This is a genomic window from uncultured Nitrospira sp., from assembly GCA_902500695.1.
In the GTDB taxonomy this organism is placed as follows: domain Bacteria; phylum Nitrospirota; class Nitrospiria; order Nitrospirales; family UBA8639; genus Nitrospira_E.
This window is the reverse complement of sequence record CABVRQ010000042.1, coordinates 1-17,740: the sequence shown is the minus strand read 5'-3', so window position 1 is coordinate 17,740 and position 17,740 is coordinate 1. Positions and strand designations below refer to the sequence as shown.

Genomic DNA, 17,740 nt, shown 5'->3' with positions numbered 1-17,740 from the left:
GCCGACGACCGAAGATTGAGGTCCTGAAATATATCCTGCTCAAACAACACCCCTGTATACGCATAGAACCGCTTCGTCACAAAAAAGTCCATCTTGACCGTGCCATGGGTATTGCGGATATTTAACTGGCCATCATTCTCGCCCTACAGGTACCGTCCCAACATACTCAGTCGCAACCGTTCGCTTCTCGTCACCAGTTCGCCCACAAAACTGAAGTTTTTCACATCCGTGTTGCCGGAGGTAACGGACCCGCCAAAATTAAAGTTTCCGGTAAAGGCGACGGCCTTTTTTTAACCGGAGGATTCACCGCCAAAATCCAATCCATCTGCACAGGTATGGGGTCTGGTAAAAACTCGGTTTTGATATCCAACCTCCCTGACTGCGTCATAGCCGGCTTCCCTACCACAGGATGGTCCATTACCCAAAACAAAACTCATGGGATCCTTGGAATCGATTCCCGCGACTTCAGACCACTTGATGGTGATGGGGTCCTCCCCATCATGGAATAAGGCCTTAACCTGCAGTTTGCCCTCGGTCATTTCCACGATTTCCCCATAGATTTAACTGCCGTCCTTCAGCGTAATTTTCCCCGGTGGACCGGCCAGAGACCAACCCGGCACGACCCGTAGACTTAGACTCAAGAACGCACAGCACAGCATTTGCCTCCTGCTCATTGGACCTCCTTAAATTTTGAAAGACCACAAACACACGGCAAGAAATGGTCATTGGGTATTCGGTTGACCAGATCCAATAATGCTGTTCTCTTACATGGATGAGAGGGGTGAGGTGAGAACTTTGCGGATATTTCTTCGGGGTTTTTTCTATTTCCTAGCTAAAAATCTCACAAAATATTCTTTTCGCATAGGGTTATGGAAGGCAAATGGGGTGCCAATTACACTTAATCGTGAAGAAATCCTGAAACAAGCTTCAGAGGTTGTAGGTCGCGTATGCGCTATTGAGAATTCTTGGAGTGAGGAGCTGAAAGGTCTGAATCTTCTTGAACAATATGTAATTCGGTTAAACGTCGGTAAAAGGTAGAACGGCTCATACCAACCAGTTTTGCGGCTTGCGCACGTTTTCCTTTCGTTTGTGTGAGGGCATCAAGGATAAGCTGGCGTTCGTTTGGTTTTAAAAAAGACGATGTCTGAACAGCCGGAGACCCGTCGCTCAACTCAGGAGGCAGATCGGTCGGAAGAACGCTTTCACCACGGCAATGTATCAGTGCATATTCCAAGGCTCCTTTTAATTCCCGGACATTCCCCGGCCAGGAATAGCGCAAGAACCGCTGCATCGTTTCGGGAGCCATACCGAGAACGTGCATCTTGCCAAGGGCGACGCGGCTTTTCTCGAAAAACGCCGTGCTCAACAACGGAATATCCTCGCGGCGCTCTCGCAGAGAAGGAAGCCGTAATCGCGCAACACGGATTCGATAGAGTAAATCCGCACGGAAGGCACCCTTGTCGACCAATTCTTGAAGATGCTGATTGGTGGCCGCCAATACCCGGACATTTACTTTCCGTGGGCGAGACTCCCCGAGACGAATAATTTCTCCCTCTTGAAGCACACGGAGCAGGGTCGTCTGAATCGGTAATGGCATATCCCCGATTTCATCTAACAATAACGTGCCGCCTTCAGCCGATTCGAAAAACCCTTCATGGTCGCTGGTTGCTCCCGTAAAGGCGCCGCGTTTATGCCCAAATAATTGACTCCCCAACAGAGAATCCGTCAATCCGGCACAATTGACGGGCAAAAATGGATGTTCGTGACGCGGGCTTAATTGATGCAACGCACGGGCGACCAATTCTTTGCCAGTCCCGGTTTCCCCATCGATGAGCACGGGCACATCCACCGCGGCAATGTCTCGAATCCGTTCATAGACCACGCGCATGGCGGGACATTTTCCAACCAGACTGTGGAACTGTGTTGGCCCCACCAACTGCCGGCGCAACTCTTCCATCTCGGTGACATCTTTTAATAAGAGAATGGTTTTTCTCGGATCTCGCGGATCATCTTGAACTTCCACTTCCAACGCCGTTGCAGAACGGTTTTTTCCATCCATCACCACCGGCACAACCTGACGCTGCGCCCCGGGCACCCGTCCCATTTCCTCGATCCGAGTACTGTCTGCTGTTTTCCACGGAGAACCCTCAACAAGAGTGTGTCCGATCATCCTGGCCGGATCAGTTTGCAATAACTCACGGGCCTTTCCACTTATAAACGTCACGTCACGATTCGCATTGAGCATGATGGTCCCCAATCCCAAACCGTCGAGTACGGCCATGACATCATCCCGCTCTTGTTCACTTCTCGCTAAGCGACTGCCGAGTTGGGCTTCCGTGCGTTCATGTTGGTTGACAGCCTGACGATGTGAAAGCTGTTCTTCGCGTGCCTTTTGGAGCAAGGGCTGGATAGGAAGGATATCGGGTCCAAAGCGTTGCAGAACGACATACCGAAGAGACCTATGACGGACGGCAGTGGCTTCCAGGACTACGTCTTCTCCAAATAATGCGGGTTCGCTCCACAAACCGGATTTCCATTGTCCCGTCTTGCCGGATTCCCACCATTCCTGGGCTTCATGGAGAAATTGTTGAAGAAAAAATGAACGGTCCAATAGCTGTTCAGGAGGCAAGCCAGTCTCCTGACTCAAGCCTGGAGGCGGAAACCAACTGGGAAGGTCACCCAAATGGTCGAACCGTTCTGCAGTTTTTTGGAAAATAAACGCATCAAAGATACTGAGAAAAGCAGGATCGGGTAAGGAACCGGACATGAGTCTCACCAATCTCTGTTAATGACGAGGGGATGAGGGAATCTCATTGAACTCATCGACGAATACTTACCGGTCGATGCGTATTTGATCCCGTCTGACCTCAGGATTTCAGCATCGCCTCGGATAAGGCGGAAAACGCGGCTTCGACACCTTCACCGGTTTTTGCGCTCACCATGGATACCAGACAGGCTTGGGCACTGAGATCAGAAACCATGGGACACTCCACCACCCACGCATCCACCAAATCATGTTTATTGAGCAGAAGAACAAAAGGAACAGGACCGATGGTCTTCCGGGCTAATTCATGTAACTTGCCTGCCACATCTACCGTTTCTTTCCTTGTTCCATCTATCACCAGGATATATCCCGATGACCCTTGCAAATACGACGCCCGAACTTTTTGGAAGTCATCATCGCCGTAGAGATCCCAAAGAACCAGCAGAAGGTCTTGCCCGCATACCGACAAAGATTTTTGATCAATCTTGACCCCGACCGTGGTGAGATATTTTTCTGAAAAAATGCCGGATACCAATCGTTTCACCAGGCTCGTTTTCCCTACGGCAAACCCACCTAACATACAAATTTTTTTCTGAATCACCGTCCGGTCCTCTCTCCCATTTCCCTGCGTTGGGTTATCCCGGGTTCCACGACCTTGAAAGACACTCGCCGACTCGCAGAAAACCCCTGCCCTTCCCCAGAACCGGATTTCACATCAGGGTCAACCCCTTTGCCAAAGGCTGAAAGTTTTAAGACCTGAAAGGGGTATTCATCGAGTATTTCCAGAACTTTTTGGGCTCGCATTTTACTCAGTGCAATGTTGGTCAATTGAGAGCCCACAGGACTGGAATAACCCATGACATTAATAGAGGGTTTCCGGCCGAGCTGCATGGCTTTTTTATCCAATTCCTGAAGAATGAATTTCACCTGCTGAATTTTTCCCAATTCCCGATTCGGCAACCTCCCCTGACCTGGGAAAAAGAAAATTGCTTGCCCTTCCAATTCGACCTGAAGTGCTTCAAATTGATTCACATCCGTGTCAATGAGACGTTCCAAGGAAATCTCCGAAACCCCGGGGATTGCCGAGGCCGATCGAGCCACTCTCGAAATCCAGTCATGGGAACTTTCCCCCATCAGAATGATCCGGCTACCCTCAATGCTCACCTCCACCGATTCGGGTGGCTGTAAAACGGTGATTGCCCGCTGACGAACCATCTCCGGAGTGAGGGCAATAAACGGTTCAAAGTGAAAACCGGCCGCATGGGGAGGATATCCCACCTCTTCCAGCAACCGTTCAGGGTCAACAGCCAGCGGGTCCCTCAATCCGTGGAACACCGTTCGCCCCCCTTCCTCCTGAATAGTCGTCACCACAATTCCCGGTTCAGCCGCAATGCGCTTTAACAACTCCGTCCACTGTTGATGACTGAGAGAAGCCTGATAGGCCCACCATCCCAAAAGGATCAGGAGAAGCGCACTTAACACCCAAAATGCGACCGGAACCCCTTTTCGTTTTTTTTCGAATTGTGCCTGGAGACAATCTTCCAAATGGGCTCTGGTCTCTAAAAAAACAGCGGCATCACCTTGAAAATTTTGCAGGGAATCCGAATATTGGGCATGAAGGGATTCGAGGGTGTTTTGAAGAAAATCGCGCAATTTCACAGGAGGGTTTCCCCGAATCACGGTGGCCAAAATAGCGCTGGAACCCTGTTCTATCCAGACAGTCAAATCACCAATCCTGAGCGACTCCAATCCTTCATCCTGACCCTGCTGAAACGAATCCCTTACAAAATCCTGAATGGCTGTCAACATGCCGGAAATTGCCGCTTCCCCTTGGCTGGATATCCCTTCCGCCATCACATGACTGAGTAACAATCCCGTTTTTTTATGGATCAAAAATACTTGTTCCACTCTAAAGCGAAGAGTATGCAACAACACCACTTCTACAAAAGGCCTGTTTGTTTTCCACGCCTCCCAACGCCACTGAAGTCCTTGCCAGGACATACTATATTCCAACGTCTGATTGAGAGATTGGAACATTTCCCCCATGGCCCGAGAAATGGCTTTTCGAATGGCAGATCCCAAGATGGGAGCGATGGAATCACTAATGAGCTGGGGAGATTGTTTAATGGAAAGAGCCAATGCTTCTTGTGTAATCGGGAGCATGGAAGCCAATAACCGATTATCCTGCCTGGCTCGAAGGCGAATGGCATCCGGCAGGACACGACTCACTTCCTGCGGCCCTATCACCAACGTATCCAGACGTTGTCGTATACGATCTAATTGAACTTGCTCGGGAGACAACAACAAACGACGAAGGGCCGAAAAATCTTCCGACTCTCCTTTGTCAAACTCCGATGGTGGATGAGTAGGAGACGAACGACGCGTACGTTCCATAATTGGCCTTCAGGGGGAAGCTGACGTTTTTCTGATGGGGGGAAGGGAAAAAAACACGTGTAATTGATCGTCTGCCTTCGTCATGGGAGGTATAACCCCAAGATGCCAGTTTCAAGACTTCATGATTGGGTCTCAGTGTCCTTGGCCCCCATTTTGAGGCGCAACGCGACTTCCATCAACATTTCAGCCAATACTGCCCGATCGGTTTTCTCAACCTTCAACTCATTGACCGCTTGTTGGAATTGAGACTCCATTCGGCTCATGGCCTCCTGATCCTGTTCAATCAGCTCATGTTTTTGCTTCTGCATGTCTGCGCGTATCGCCTGAAATTGATTCGAAGCATGCTCCGTTAATTCCACAATCCGTTTACTTATTTGGGTTTCAACGGTCTTGACTGTTTGTCCCATATCCTGAATGGTGGAGGTGCGTCGATCCTGTTCCTGCTGTAATTTCCCGACTAACCCTTGGATTTCCTGATTCATGTGCGTTTTTAGATCCTCAACAGACTTGGTAAGATCCTCTCGTAGGCGGCCGCTTTCCTGTAACAACCTATCCTCCAACACAGCGAACCGTTTTTCAATTTCCCGACTTTGGGCCCCGAAGAGAATATCCCTAACCTTATCCAGGCTCCCTTCTTCGGACTGTGCCGCCCATTCTCCCTCTTGGGAAGACGAAGTATCCTGAGAGGAACTCGAGACTTCATAGGCCACGGTCTTGAATGTTTTTTTTGAGGGTTCAATCACACTCATAGTCGTCACTCCAGGAGGTAGGCCAATAACTTCTACGTCTTAGGGAACACCCCTTAAGCGAAGTTATCCTACCATTGATAAAAAAAGGGAACAAGACGCCCACCCGTTTAAATACACATGTAGAATTTCATCCTTCGATGAGATTTTTTTGCAAAAGAGTCAAAATGTCCGTCCATTTTTTTAGGACTGTTATAAGGGAAAAACGGTCATCCCTCACTTAGAACTAAAACTCAAATTCCCAAAGTCCAATTCATTATGAATACACAATGAATTCATCCACTTAGAAAAAACCAATTAATGCTCTGATCAATAAAAACAGAGGGAAAGTTACGCGGGGGAAGTTTCAAAGGCTAGCCCAAACATCGTAACTCTCTACAAAGAGAACGTGGAAAATGAAACCATGATAGAGGGGAATGGGGATAAGAAATTTACAGAAGGCAGGAACGTATAATTGGTCTTTTTACTAATCCTTTTCCGGCTCGGCATTTCCATGTTGATGCGTGACTCGATCTTCGTCAAACATATCCGCCATTTCTTGAGCCATCACATCATTATCATGAGGGAGAGATACAACAGACAATTCTTTTTTAATTTTCTTAGGAAGGACGGCCTGGGGATCTTTGGCGCCGCCTGTTTCAGAATCGTTCGGTTCTTCAGAAGTGGTATCGTGATCCATGATGACAATCTCCTCTACAGATGATTACTCAAACGATTCCAAATGGGACCGTTCAGGAAACTTGAGCTGACAACCGGGACAAGTGACAAAATAGACGGATTCACGAACCGAGAGTACGGCTCTAAAGTCCAGGGACACCCCGCGATGCCGACAGGATGGACATGGAATTTCCTTGAGATGATATGGAATATCCGGCTGGGTTTGTACATAAAAATCCATATCGGTATGAACGGGAAACATATAGTGGCACCCGATACAAATCGCTTTCCATTCCCCGTCTTCTGTTGCCGTCCTGGAGTCGATTCCAAAACGGTTGGCCTTGCAAATAGGACACTTCACTTCTCCTAACCGTTCTTCAACCTGCTTGATGCTTAATTGTGTCATGCTTCTTCCTTATCCACGCTATTGAGCAAGTCTCGTTCAAAGTATAGGCTTCTTCCCAGAGATCCCGCAACCAAACACTCCAGATCCTCTTTCCAGGCCAGGCTTCCCGTTCAGAGCTTGGCTCAATCCACTCTGATCACACTTGAGCCGGAGCTTATTGGCTTGACCAAAAAGATACCTCCCCGAAAATGAACATGGCCATACCCAGTGCCACTTCTAATCTGATACAACCTTCCATAATAGGAAAAACGTACCCAAGCGCGTTCAACTCTTTCATTTTCTCCGCGTAACCTTTTATGCCCGAGCTCCCTGAAGTCGAAGTTATCCTCAACCATCTGAACCGGCATGTCCTGGGTGGGACGATTGAAACGCTCACCATTCACCGTTCGGATATTGTGCGCATAGGGCATGACCTCATCCCCTGGTTTCAGCACTCCACGATCACCAATATTGCCCGGAAAGGCAAATGTCTAATCTTTACCTGCCATCGAGCCAACGAAACCCGGTACCTCCTTTCAGAGCAGGGAATGACCGGACTTTGGTTTTTCCATCCAGCCTTGGCCTCAACCCCTCAACACATCCATTGCCGCATCGAGGTTTCCGGATCTCCGGCCACTGAGCTGCATTACTGGAATCCCCGACGGTTTGGCCGGCTCTGGCTGTTCGCCCCAGCAGATTTGGAAGCCTTCATGCAACGCCGATTTGGCTCTGACGCCCTGGATATAGGTGCACAACCCTTCATTAAGCTCATTCAAAGCTGTCGAGGCAGACTGAAACCCTTTCTCCTCGATCAACATCGCCTCGCCGGAATTGGAAACATCTATGCCAATGAAATCCTATTTCGCGCCAGAGTGCACCCCCAGGCTCATGGTTATCGGCTGGGCGTCTCAACCTGTCAACGGCTCTATGACACCATGCATACGGTATTACAGGAAGCCATTCTTGCCGGAGGCTCTTCCATCAGAGACTTTCGTGCTCCCGAGGGATCACAGGGACACTTTCAGGAAGCGCATCAGGTCTACCAGAAGGCAGGATTGCCATGCTCGCATGGTTGTCCAACCCTCATCACGCGCATGCAAAGTGAACGCAGCTCATTTTATTGTTCGACCTGCCAAAAGAGACGGTAATCTCCATCTCCTTCCTTGAGCCAATCTCAAACCTTTGCTAGAATCACCTATGAGTGTCATTATGGCTAACAGGAGGTGAATCGAATCCTACGTGCGAAAATTTAAACTACGGGAAGGGGTCGATTTAGCCAATCTTTTCGGCCCACACGATCTGCACCTCAAAATGATCGAAGGGGAACTCCAGGTCCGAATGGCGGCCAGGGGCGATGAGATCACCCTTCATGGTCAGCCGGAGTCAGTTCTGCGGGCCGAACATATTTTGCGGGAATTAGCCGATTGGACCAGAACCTATTACGAACTGAAACCTGACGATATTTCACGAGCCATTCTGGCAACAGAAGAAAAACCTGACACTCCACTCAAACCCTATACCGTTTCGGCCAGCGCGCTTCCGACAAAAAAAGGAACTGTCAACCCGAAAACTCCCAATCAGCAGGCCTATCTCGAAGCCATTAATCAATCAGATCTCGTCATAGCCATTGGACCGGCCGGGACAGGGAAAACCTATCTGGCCATGGCCATGGCGTTGGCAGCGCTCACGCATAAACAGGTCAGTCGCATCATCCTTGCACGGCCCGCCGTGGAAGCAGGGGAACACCTCGGCTTTCTCCCGGGAGACCTCTTTGCCAAAGTGCACCCCTATTTACGGCCCCTGTACGATGCGTTGTACAACATGATGGACATTGATCGGGCCAATCGGCTCCTCGAACGTGGTGAAATTGAAATCGCTCCCCTGGCATTCATGCGGGGACGAACACTCGACGATGCCTTTGTCATCCTGGATGAAGCTCAAAACGCCACCACCGAACAAATGAAAATGTTTTTGACCAGGCTCGGACTCAATTCCAAGGCCATTGTGACCGGGGATATCACCCAAATCGATCTTCCCGATTCACAGAAATCCGGATTGGCCCAGATTGCTGACATTCTCCTCAATATTGACGGAATACAATTTGTGTATTTTTCGGAACAAGATGTGGTCCGACATCGGTTGGTTAAAGAAATTATCAAAGCATATGATCGGTTTGAACACCAACTGCCCAACAACAGCCCGCACAACATATCTACCGGCCATTCGACCGCATCTCATAGAAATTCTTCCAAGTCGGACACAAACGGTCAGGGGCCAACGCGGTAAGCCCCGATGGCTGTGTGGCTTCGCTCCCACCTCCGGCGAGTATCCGTTCGCCCCACGACAGTTCGGCGCCTGACGCAAGCCGTGTTACAACAGGCAGGGTATCCTTCCGTCAATCTAAGTCTCACCTTCGTGGGCAAGACTCGCATGAGGAGACTCAATGGGACGTACCGACAGCGGGACTATGCGACCGATGTGCTAGCCTTCCCCATGCAGGATGCCTTACAGTCGTCATTGGCATTCGTGGGAGATGTCGTGATTTGTATTCCCGTGGCCCTTGCTCAAGCTTCACGATTTGACAACACCGCTGATGAAGAAATTCTGCGTTTACTCATCCATGGCACCCTTCACCTACTAGGGTATGACCATGAAACCACCGATCGGGAAGCTAAACGGATGAAACGCAAAGAGCGCGCGATCTTCGGTCGACTTTCGCCTGCTCCCCGTCTTCTCGCCTAACGAAAGCCATTGAACACTCTTTTGACCTGATAGTCGGGAAAATCAACGATGAAATGGGTTGAACGTCTTCAGAACGGATTAGCAAAAACACGCCAGTCGGTGCAAAAGTCATTGCGTCGCCTGGGGCGGGGGCACCTGGATCCCGTCGCATTGGAAGATGTCGAAGCCAGTCTCCTGGAAGCCGATGTGGGCATACACACCGTCGAGCGATTTCTTGAGATGCTTAAAGATAAAACACGGGTGTTCAGTGGGACCGATCCGACAGCGGTCCTCCATACTCTCCTCATGGACGTTCTTCGCAAGGGCGAGACCGAACCGCTGGAACAACTGATTCGACGCGGCCCTCGTCCATTTGTGGTCTTGATCATCGGCATCAACGGTGTCGGCAAAACCACGACCATTGCCAAGCTCGGGCATCGGTTTTCACAACAGGGGTTACAGACACTGTTTGTCGCCGGTGATACCTTCAGAGCCGCGGCAATAGAGCAATTAGATATTTGGGGGAAACGCACAGGCATCGAGGTGATCAAGCAGAAGCAGGGCTCCGATCCTGCCGCCGTGGTGTTTGATGGCATGGTCGCCGCGAAAGCTCGAAATGTGGATGTCGTCCTCATCGATACCGCTGGACGGTTGCACACCAAAATCAATTTGATGGATGAATTGAAAAAGATCAAACGAATCATTGCGCGGGAAATGCCCGGCGCCCCCCATGAAACTCTTCTCGTCCTGGATGGCACGCTGGGGCAGAATGCCATTGCACAAGCCCAACAATTTCATGAGTCACTCGGCGTCACAGGATTGGCCTTGACCAAACTGGATGGCACCTCCAAAGGCGGAGTCGTCGTGGCGATCGTGGACGAACTCAATCTTCCTATTCGTTTAATAGGTGTGGGGGAAGGGGAGGCGGACCTCCAGGACTTTAAGGCTTCGGCGTTTGTCGAGGCGTTACTCCCAACGGACCCCCCCTAGCCTAAAACAGTACAGCCTTCTTCCTCCCAAAATATTCTGCCAGAGAAAATAACTGTATTCGGAAATTGAGCAAGGAAATTATCTTGTGAGTTTCAGTCACCCAATCTTCCCTCCAGCAATCCAAGTCCCATCAGTTATCCTGGGATTGGCATTGCTATGTCTAACAATGGCAAATCCCCTCCAAGCCCACACATTGGAGCCTATTCACCATGAATTACTGATTGAACTGAATCCTGACACCCATGCCATCACCGGTTTGGACCGCATCCATCTTCCACCATCCCATCGCGCCAACTCATCCATCTCCTTCATCCTGCATCCTCAGCTCACCATCGATCGAGTCGAATTCAACGGCAATTTGCTTCCAATCCCCCACCCTTCGGAAGCCGCGACTCTCCAACCGCCGTCAACGCGTCGGGTTATAGAAATTCCCCTACCTCCCCTTGACGGGCCAGACCAACTGGCGATCCTTACACTGACGTACCACGGACAGATTGATGATTCTCCAAAAGCCTCGGGGGGACTTCGCTTTGTCAAACCGGATGACACCAACGGACATATTGGACCCAACGGCGTGTATTTAACGTATGAAACATTCTGGTATCCCACATGGGAACAGACCCTCTCGACGTATGATCTCACCCTCCGCCTCCCTTCAGACTGGGAAGCGATCACCCAGGGCCGGGAAGTGGCGAATGGCGTAACTGACGGACGCCGTACCACCCAATGGAGGGTGAACCTTCCGAGTGAAGCACTGACATTGGCTGCCAATCATTTTCTGGTGCAGAAGCAGGAATGGAAAGGCATTCAACTCGCCACCTACCTTTACCCCGAAGACGCGCACCTGGCTCCGCAATATTTAGAAGCGACCATCGACTACCTTCAAATGTATACCGATCTCCTGGGTCCTTACCCGTTTACAAAATTCGCCGTCGTGGAAAATTTTTTCCCAAGCGGACTGGGACTTCCCTCATTCACTCTTTTAGGTGAAGGGGTCATTCGGCGCGGATATACCCAACCCTATTCTCTTGGCCATGAAATCGTCCATTCCTGGTTCGGAAATTCCGTCTTCAATGACTTTGCTCAAGGCAATTGGGTGGAAGGGCTCACCACCTATCTCTCCAATTACTATTATGACGAGGCCAGGGGCCATCAGCAGGAGGCCTTCAACACCCGACGGCGGATGGTCTACGAATATAATCTGTATGCGGAGCCGGACAAGGAATATCCGGTGCGGGCATTCCACCACAAGGAAACCCGGCTGGATAATGCGATTGGCTACCAGAAGACAGCTCTGGCCTTTCACATGCTCAGACAGGAAATGGGGGACGCGGCATTTTTCAACGGGGTTCGCCGGGTCATTCAGGAAGGGACGGGAACCTATCTGGAGTGGAACGATCTTCTCCGGATCTTTTCGAAGGCGGCTGAAAGAGACCTCGGGTGGTTTTTTCATCAATGGATCGATCAACCCGGCGCACCAAACCTTGATATCCAGGATATCCTCGTCCAGGAAGATCCCACGCAAGAGGGACGGTTCACGATGACGGGAACAATCCTGCAGGCGGACCCCATATTCACCATTCGTCTTCCCCTCCACCTCGATCTCCAAGGAGGGCTCATTCATGACTCCGTCCTCAACGTGGATCGGGCCGCACAATCTTTCACACTGCAGCTCCCGGCGAGTCCGACGACACTCGCCATCGATCCTGATCACCACCTTCTGCTCCGCCTTCAACGTGCACACATTCCACCCATGTTGAATAGATGGGAAACCGACACCCGTCGAATTCTCATCAGACCCCAGACCATGACAACGGATGAGGCTCAAAGTCTGGAAACGCTGCTTCAACGTCTTGAGGGACAACCCGGGATCGAGACAATCCAATCCGATGATCCGGTCATTTCTGAATCGGCCTCATACCTGGTCATCGGACCCTCTGCCCGTCGTCTGCTGGAAACCAATTCCTTCAATAGTTGTGAAAAAAGCATGGAAACCCAGCCGGGGTACATCTCCATTGAGGCTCAGAGATTCGAAGGCCCGGAAATGGCCTTCCTGATTTCTTGTCCCCACCCTCGGGATGCCAACCATACCGTCACATTCTTTTTCGGATCGTCTCCTGAAGCCGTCAAGCCCGTTTCACGGCTGTTGTTTTTTTACGGGTGGGATAGCTATCTGGTCTTTAAGCAAGGAAAAGTGATTGCCCGGGGGATGTTTCAACCCGTACACTCTGCATTCGAGATTATTCGCCATTCACCGTGAGGCTTATGAATGCGTCCGACCTTTTCTGTTCATCTATTCAAGACACCGATACAAACCATGCTCCTGTTAAGCCTGCTGGCCTTATTGCTGATGTGGAATACAGCCCTGGCTGGTGAACCATCCGCCATTCAGGATCAACCCGAACCTCATTTGGCCAATATCCGGCAGCTCACGTTTTCCGGGAAAAATGCCGAAGCCTATTTTTCGGATGAGGGTAACCGGTTGGTGTATCAATCAACCCTGGAACCCGATGGCAAGACCCTCAGGTCCTGTTATCAAATCTATATTATGGACCTCGATGGCACGAATGTCAGGCGAGTCAGTCTCGGCCTGGGTGGCACCACCTGCGGATACTTTTTCCCCGGTGGCCGGCGTGTCCTCTTTTCCTCCACGCATATCTCGAGTCAATTTTGTCCACCAGTCCCCGAAAAAACCGAACGCTACCGGTGGGCCCTTGATGATTATGACATCTTCTCCATGAACATCGGCGGCCGGGACGTACATCGCTTGACCTCCGCTCAAGGATACGATGCCGAAGCCACCATTTCTCCGGATGGAAAAACCATTGTCTTCACCTCCATACGTGATGGGGATTTAGATGTATACACCATGGATATCGATGGAAAGAATCTGAAGCGACTGACGCAGGAAGTCGGATATGATGGGGGGGCATTTTTTTCTCCCGACAACAAAAGAATTGTCTATCGAGCCCACCATCCGAAAACTGACGAAGACGTGAAGACCTATCGTGACCTCCTCACGCAAAATCTTGTGGAACCGTCAAACCTGGAAATCTTCATCATGAATGCTGATGGCTCCAACAAGGTACAGGTGACTGATAACGGGCGATCGAATTTTGCTCCCTTCTTTGCTCACGATGGGAAACACATCATCTATTCCTCCAACTTGTCGACACCCCCCGATCATCAGGGGCGTCCATCTTTTCACTTGCATGTCATCAATGAAGATGGCACGCACCCCGAACAAATTACCTTCAATGGGCACTTCAATAGCTTTCCGATGTTCTCGCCTGACGGAAAACAGGTGGTATGGTCATCCGACCGGAATGCCGCCAACCCAAAAGAATTCAACATCTTTCTCGCTGACTGGGTACCCTGACCCGACGAATGCCATGTCAAACTTGGACTTCCATTCGTCACTTTCATCTTCCCCGGCCAAGAGGGAAGATGAAGGAGGGGAAGAATTTCCATAGACGGAAAAAATTCGACTACGGCTGTTGACGAATCCCATCCCCCAATCCTGTGACTGACCAACCACCCGCACCTCCATTACCCCGACGTCCGCAGGTTCTCATCCGCCCATCTCCTCTCGTGATATTCGGACTATCCGGGCTCCTCTTCTTTGGCTTGTTCGCTTCTCTAGCCCTGGTAGATGGTCCAACCCTCCAGATCGTACATAGTTTCACGCATCCTGCCATTGACCACATTGGCAATCTAGGAAATCACTTAGGCGACGGGCTGACTCTGGTGCTCATTTCATTGGGAATCGGGGCAGTGGGATTCCGGCTTGGATGGCCGACCTGGAAGTCCGCATGTATTCATACCTTACTCGCACATGGCGTAGCCGGACTCTTTACTCAAATATTGAAACACACCATCGGCCGCCCTCGCCCAAGACTCAAGCAAGGCCAGGACTGGGAAATCGCTCCGTCATTTGAAAGTGGATGGGACTCCTTTCCCTCCGGTCATACCACCGCCTCATTTGCCGTAGCCACGGTCCTTGCGCATTATTTCCCCAATGGCCGATTCATGTGGTTCGGGTTAGCCGCGTTTGGTGGAATGTGTCGTGTCATCACCGGCGCCCATTTTCCTACGGATGTGCTTGGGGGAATACTGGTGGGGATCGGAACCTCACTGATCATCATTCATCCTCCTGGCAAGTGGAAAGAGTACACTCAGCACACACTCACTCATGGTCTCCCCTGGCTGATCACGGCCTTTGGGATGGTTTGGATTATTGTTCCCCATCCAGGCATGGAATTGAAACCGTCCCTCTCACTTTTTCTCGGGCTGATAGCTATAGGGCTTGGATTAGGGCTAAGACTCTGGTGGATACGGGAAGTCGGTTCTAGAGGAACCTCAATTACTGAACGACTGCTCCCTCAATGGCCACGCCTGCTTATGGGCCTTGGTTTAGCAACCACTACCGGAAGTATTGTGGTGCTGGGAGCAAGCCTGATGACGGGAATGATTTGGTGGATGGGAACTCAATCCGAATTACCAACTGAGGAGAAGCATCGATTCTTCGCAGGTCTGAATCCCATTTGGATTGAAGTGATCATAGGACTGGGCATGTTTTTCATCACCCTCCTGACTTATATCATTCGATCCGGTTCACTTTTGCCAACGTAACAATGTAACTCAGCATGCCCCACAATCCGAATCGGGTCCTTCCTGAAATAAACGCCTATAATCTTTATGCCGAGGGGGCCCATGACATCCCCCTCGGAATGACCGTTAATCGATTGTGAGAAATTGCCTCGGCTGGAAACCTGGGTAGAGTTTTGTAATGGCCCAAGATTCTAGTTTTGCCCCTGCATTGAGTTTTTGCCATCCATCCCGCTTTGGCTCTGGCTCTTAATTTGGTCCAGGCCTCTCATCTGATTTTGACCTTCATTCTGATGCTGGCTGGTAGTTTGGTTCTGTCCCGTCATCTGGTCCTGGCCACCCATTTGGGTCCGATCCCCCATCTGCTTCTCATTCTCTGAGTCGCTTGCTCCCTTAACACCGGACCGACGGGTTTTCAGGTCTTCTGTGTATTCTTTAGTAGCAGCATTTAAGGCTTTTTGGCCGTACATATTTTCTTGTCCTGGATCATTGGCCGTGGATACGCCACTCACCGGACTTTTCGTTTCTTTCATCGGGTACCCGGCGTGATCCGGCAACAGGGCGGGGTTGGCAAAGGCTACGGTCGCCATTAAACAGGTTCCGGCCAAACTTCCCATTAATAGAATAGATTTATCTTTTCCTACGTTTTTCATAATGCCTCCTGATTTGATTTAGTTTATAGGACTCATAGAGCTTGGCATACCCAGAAATCTCCTGGATCCTCAGACTTTATTTTTCTCGTCCCGTAAGTTAGATATGAAAAGGTCTATCGAAGTATTCAGTTCAGGGCAGAGGAAAAATGCTTTCTTATAAACCTCCTTTCTGAAAAGCTATGAAAAAATTGATGATCTCCAGATTTGGAAATTGAAGGGTACGAGTTTCATCCTATACCTCACCTGTGCGGACGTAACTGCCAAAAACCCTTGAAAGGCATTTTTATGGATTGCTTGTATGAATTGCCTAAGGGAGGATCCCCATCCATAGTCCGGCTGATCGAGCCTGTCGAATACGGAGAGGAACGCCTAAGTGGCATAACCCATGAAAGGTATTTGCATTTTCCTTCAGATGCTCCTGGCGGTATGCTGGAGGGAATTGTCCCAGGACTTGTCATCATTCATTTTTCAAATAAATGGAAGAATATCTTTAAGCACAACCTCGCTCAGGATGTCCCTGTTGGTATTGGCCGTTGGCCTGTTATGGATTCTTGCTCACACCCTGGACCCGAATCAGAGCTGTTCTTCACGCTCTCTCTCGGATTGATACCTCTTGTGGTTGGACCAATATTCAGACTCTGGTGGATGGGGAATCCACTCAATCAATCCCGGCACCGATAGCGTAGACTCAGGCTACGGATTTTTATCTAAATCCCATATGGACCGAAGAGCAGTCTTAGGAGTTGATAGCCTCCTCATCGCTTTTCTACCTTTTTCAATCCGTCCCCGGATCTTCGTTATTTAGGCCATTTCCGGCTCAAAAGGTTACGAAGTTTCCGAGCCAATCAGAGTTATCTCCTGTCTCCCTCGACCATCCTGCATTATTGCTGAAGCGTTGTGCGTAATTTGTGTATGCTTCATGTTGCCCGGAGAACCCATGGGAACGGTAGCTTCCCCCTTTAACCATTGTTCCACCTTTCACTTGAAACTCATCTTCTCAACCGTTATAAAAGAAAATTGTGGGCAGTTGACCCCGTATAATCCAAAAACCAGACAAGAACGTAAGGATGGTGAATATGCACCAACGCTCGATCCCTCTATTCCAAGCGTCCAAAAGGCCGACGATTTTCTCCCTCCTGTTCCTTTGTGTTCTCCTAATTCTTACTGCAAGCTGCGCGCATAAAACATGGGATATCAACAGATACATACAGGCACTTGAACGGCCGGAACGTGATCAGCACCAACAACCCGAAAAAGTCCTTGAGGCCCTGAACCTCACGCCTGGCATGATGGTGATTGATCTCGGGGCAGGCTCGGGTTATTTCACCCGTCGTTTGGCCGAATCGGTGGGAGAAAATGGGCGGGTCATCGCCATCGATGTCGAACAGAAAATGTTGAATTACAACAAAGCGCGGTTGGAACAACTTGGGCTCGCCAACAGAGTCCGTTTCATTCTAGCCGGCCCGGAAGGTCCCGTATTTTCAGGAAACAACGCAGACATCGTGTTCTTGTGCGACGTCTATCATCACTTAAAAAAACAAATCAATTTTCTGGCCAACACCAAGCCTGCGCTCAAACCAAACGGGCGTGTGGTGATTATCGACTACTACAACGATGAACGATCCGGCACACTCGGCTTCTCAAAAAGTCACCTCGTCCCGAAAGAACAAGTCATCAAGGACATGGGACAAGCCGGCTTTACCTTGTCCCAAGAACACGCCTTCCTCCCACGCCAATACTTTCTGGAATTTGTCTCAAAGAAAGAAGGTAGCGCCCCCACTCAAATGCAAAATTAGGGTTGATGCTTTATTGCAAGACCTGA

Annotated in this window: 16 protein-coding genes; 8 read left to right on the top strand and 8 right to left on the bottom strand. The window is 50.1% G+C overall.

Going from position 1 to position 17,740, the window contains the following annotated elements:
- Positions 1–290: 290 nt before the first annotated feature.
- The 7 genes from AAH187_RS11645 to AAH187_RS11615 form a co-directional block, all read right to left on the bottom strand.
- A complete protein-coding gene (locus tag AAH187_RS11645) occupies positions 291–539 on the bottom strand; it encodes a hypothetical protein (RefSeq protein ID WP_342348630.1) in 249 nt (82 codons plus the stop codon).
- A 413-nt stretch (positions 540–952) separates the two neighbouring features.
- Complete coding sequence (locus AAH187_RS11640) at positions 953–2,767, bottom strand: sigma-54 dependent transcriptional regulator (protein WP_342348629.1); 1,815 nt, start codon at positions 2,765–2,767, stop codon at positions 953–955.
- A 100-nt stretch (positions 2,768–2,867) separates the two neighbouring features.
- Positions 2,868–3,365, bottom strand: a complete 498-nt coding sequence (locus tag AAH187_RS11635) for a Rab family GTPase (RefSeq protein ID WP_342348628.1) — start codon at positions 3,363–3,365, stop codon at positions 2,868–2,870.
- On the bottom strand, positions 3,362–5,158 hold the full coding sequence (locus AAH187_RS11630) for a hypothetical protein (RefSeq protein WP_342348627.1): 1,797 nt from the start codon (positions 5,156–5,158) through the stop codon (positions 3,362–3,364). The genes AAH187_RS11635 and AAH187_RS11630 overlap by 4 nt, the downstream gene beginning before the upstream one ends.
- Before the next feature lie 119 nt (positions 5,159–5,277).
- The gene (locus AAH187_RS11625; RefSeq protein WP_342348626.1) at positions 5,278–5,907 is read right to left on the bottom strand and encodes a hypothetical protein; all 630 of its coding nucleotides are present in this window, start codon (positions 5,905–5,907) and stop codon (positions 5,278–5,280) included.
- Positions 5,908–6,370: 463 nt separating this feature from the next.
- On the bottom strand, positions 6,371–6,583 hold the full coding sequence (locus AAH187_RS11620; protein ID WP_342348625.1) for a hypothetical protein: 213 nt from the start codon (positions 6,581–6,583) through the stop codon (positions 6,371–6,373).
- 24 nt (positions 6,584–6,607) lie between these two features.
- The gene (locus AAH187_RS11615) at positions 6,608–6,967 is read right to left on the bottom strand and encodes a hypothetical protein (protein ID WP_342348624.1); all 360 of its coding nucleotides are present in this window, start codon (positions 6,965–6,967) and stop codon (positions 6,608–6,610) included.
- Between the two features lie 296 nt (positions 6,968–7,263).
- Here AAH187_RS11615 and mutM point away from each other — a divergent pair, with 296 nt between their 5' ends.
- The 7 genes from mutM (at position 7,264) to AAH187_RS11580 (ending at position 15,289) form a co-directional block, all read left to right on the top strand.
- Positions 7,264–8,094, top strand: coding sequence for a bifunctional DNA-formamidopyrimidine glycosylase/DNA-(apurinic or apyrimidinic site) lyase (mutM, locus tag AAH187_RS11610; protein WP_342348623.1), 831 nt, complete (start codon positions 7,264–7,266; stop codon positions 8,092–8,094).
- A 91-nt stretch (positions 8,095–8,185) separates the two neighbouring features.
- Complete coding sequence (locus AAH187_RS11605; RefSeq protein ID WP_342348622.1) at positions 8,186–9,232, top strand: PhoH family protein; 1,047 nt, start codon at positions 8,186–8,188, stop codon at positions 9,230–9,232.
- 6 nt (positions 9,233–9,238) lie between these two features.
- On the top strand, positions 9,239–9,688 hold the full coding sequence (ybeY, locus tag AAH187_RS11600) for an rRNA maturation RNase YbeY (RefSeq protein WP_342348621.1): 450 nt from the start codon (positions 9,239–9,241) through the stop codon (positions 9,686–9,688).
- 48 nt (positions 9,689–9,736) lie between these two features.
- Positions 9,737–10,657, top strand: a complete 921-nt coding sequence (ftsY, locus tag AAH187_RS11595) for a signal recognition particle-docking protein FtsY (RefSeq protein ID WP_342348620.1) — start codon at positions 9,737–9,739, stop codon at positions 10,655–10,657.
- Positions 10,658–10,823: 166 nt separating this feature from the next.
- Positions 10,824–12,917: a M1 family aminopeptidase gene (locus tag AAH187_RS11590; protein WP_342348619.1), complete on the top strand. Its 2,094-nt coding sequence runs from the start codon at positions 10,824–10,826 to the stop codon at positions 12,915–12,917.
- 9 nt (positions 12,918–12,926) lie between these two features.
- Entirely contained in the window at positions 12,927–14,036 is a 1,110-nt protein-coding gene (locus AAH187_RS11585; protein WP_342348618.1) for a hypothetical protein, read from the top strand.
- A gap of 248 nt (positions 14,037–14,284) precedes the next feature.
- The gene (locus AAH187_RS11580) at positions 14,285–15,289 is read left to right on the top strand and encodes a phosphatase PAP2 family protein (RefSeq protein WP_342348617.1); all 1,005 of its coding nucleotides are present in this window, start codon (positions 14,285–14,287) and stop codon (positions 15,287–15,289) included.
- A gap of 170 nt (positions 15,290–15,459) precedes the next feature.
- Here AAH187_RS11580 and AAH187_RS11575 read toward each other — a convergent pair whose 3' ends face one another.
- Complete coding sequence (locus tag AAH187_RS11575; RefSeq protein WP_342348616.1) at positions 15,460–15,918, bottom strand: hypothetical protein; 459 nt, start codon at positions 15,916–15,918, stop codon at positions 15,460–15,462.
- A gap of 1,076 nt (positions 15,919–16,994) precedes the next feature.
- Here AAH187_RS11575 and AAH187_RS11570 point away from each other — a divergent pair.
- Entirely contained in the window at positions 16,995–17,714 is a 720-nt protein-coding gene (locus tag AAH187_RS11570) for a methyltransferase domain-containing protein (RefSeq protein WP_342348615.1), read from the top strand.
- Positions 17,715–17,740: the final 26 nt, after the last annotated feature.

What these genes read in the sequence shown, in the direction of transcription:
- mutM (WP_342348623.1), top strand. Translation starts at nt 7,264, where the DNA reads ATGCCCGAGCTCCCTGAAGTCGAAGTTATCCTCAACCATCTGAACCGG.
- ftsY (WP_342348620.1), top strand. Translation starts at nt 9,737, where the DNA reads ATGAAATGGGTTGAACGTCTTCAGAACGGATTAGCAAAAACACGCCAG.
- AAH187_RS11590 (WP_342348619.1), top strand. Translation starts at nt 10,824, where the DNA reads ATGGCAAATCCCCTCCAAGCCCACACATTGGAGCCTATTCACCATGAA.
- AAH187_RS11630 (WP_342348627.1), bottom strand. Translation starts at nt 5,158, where the DNA reads ATGGAACGTACGCGTCGTTCGTCTCCTACTCATCCACCATCGGAGTTT.
- AAH187_RS11570 (WP_342348615.1), top strand. Translation starts at nt 16,995, where the DNA reads ATGCACCAACGCTCGATCCCTCTATTCCAAGCGTCCAAAAGGCCGACG.
- AAH187_RS11585 (WP_342348618.1), top strand. Translation starts at nt 12,927, where the DNA reads ATGCGTCCGACCTTTTCTGTTCATCTATTCAAGACACCGATACAAACC.
- ybeY (WP_342348621.1), top strand. Translation starts at nt 9,239, where the DNA reads ATGGCTGTGTGGCTTCGCTCCCACCTCCGGCGAGTATCCGTTCGCCCC.
- AAH187_RS11625 (WP_342348626.1), bottom strand. Translation starts at nt 5,907, where the DNA reads ATGAGTGTGATTGAACCCTCAAAAAAAACATTCAAGACCGTGGCCTAT.
- AAH187_RS11645 (WP_342348630.1), bottom strand. Translation starts at nt 539, where the DNA reads ATGACCGAGGGCAAACTGCAGGTTAAGGCCTTATTCCATGATGGGGAG.
- AAH187_RS11575 (WP_342348616.1), bottom strand. Translation starts at nt 15,918, where the DNA reads ATGAAAAACGTAGGAAAAGATAAATCTATTCTATTAATGGGAAGTTTG.
- AAH187_RS11640 (WP_342348629.1), bottom strand. Translation starts at nt 2,767, where the DNA reads ATGTCCGGTTCCTTACCCGATCCTGCTTTTCTCAGTATCTTTGATGCG.
- AAH187_RS11620 (WP_342348625.1), bottom strand. Translation starts at nt 6,583, where the DNA reads ATGGATCACGATACCACTTCTGAAGAACCGAACGATTCTGAAACAGGC.
- AAH187_RS11615 (WP_342348624.1), bottom strand. Translation starts at nt 6,967, where the DNA reads ATGACACAATTAAGCATCAAGCAGGTTGAAGAACGGTTAGGAGAAGTG.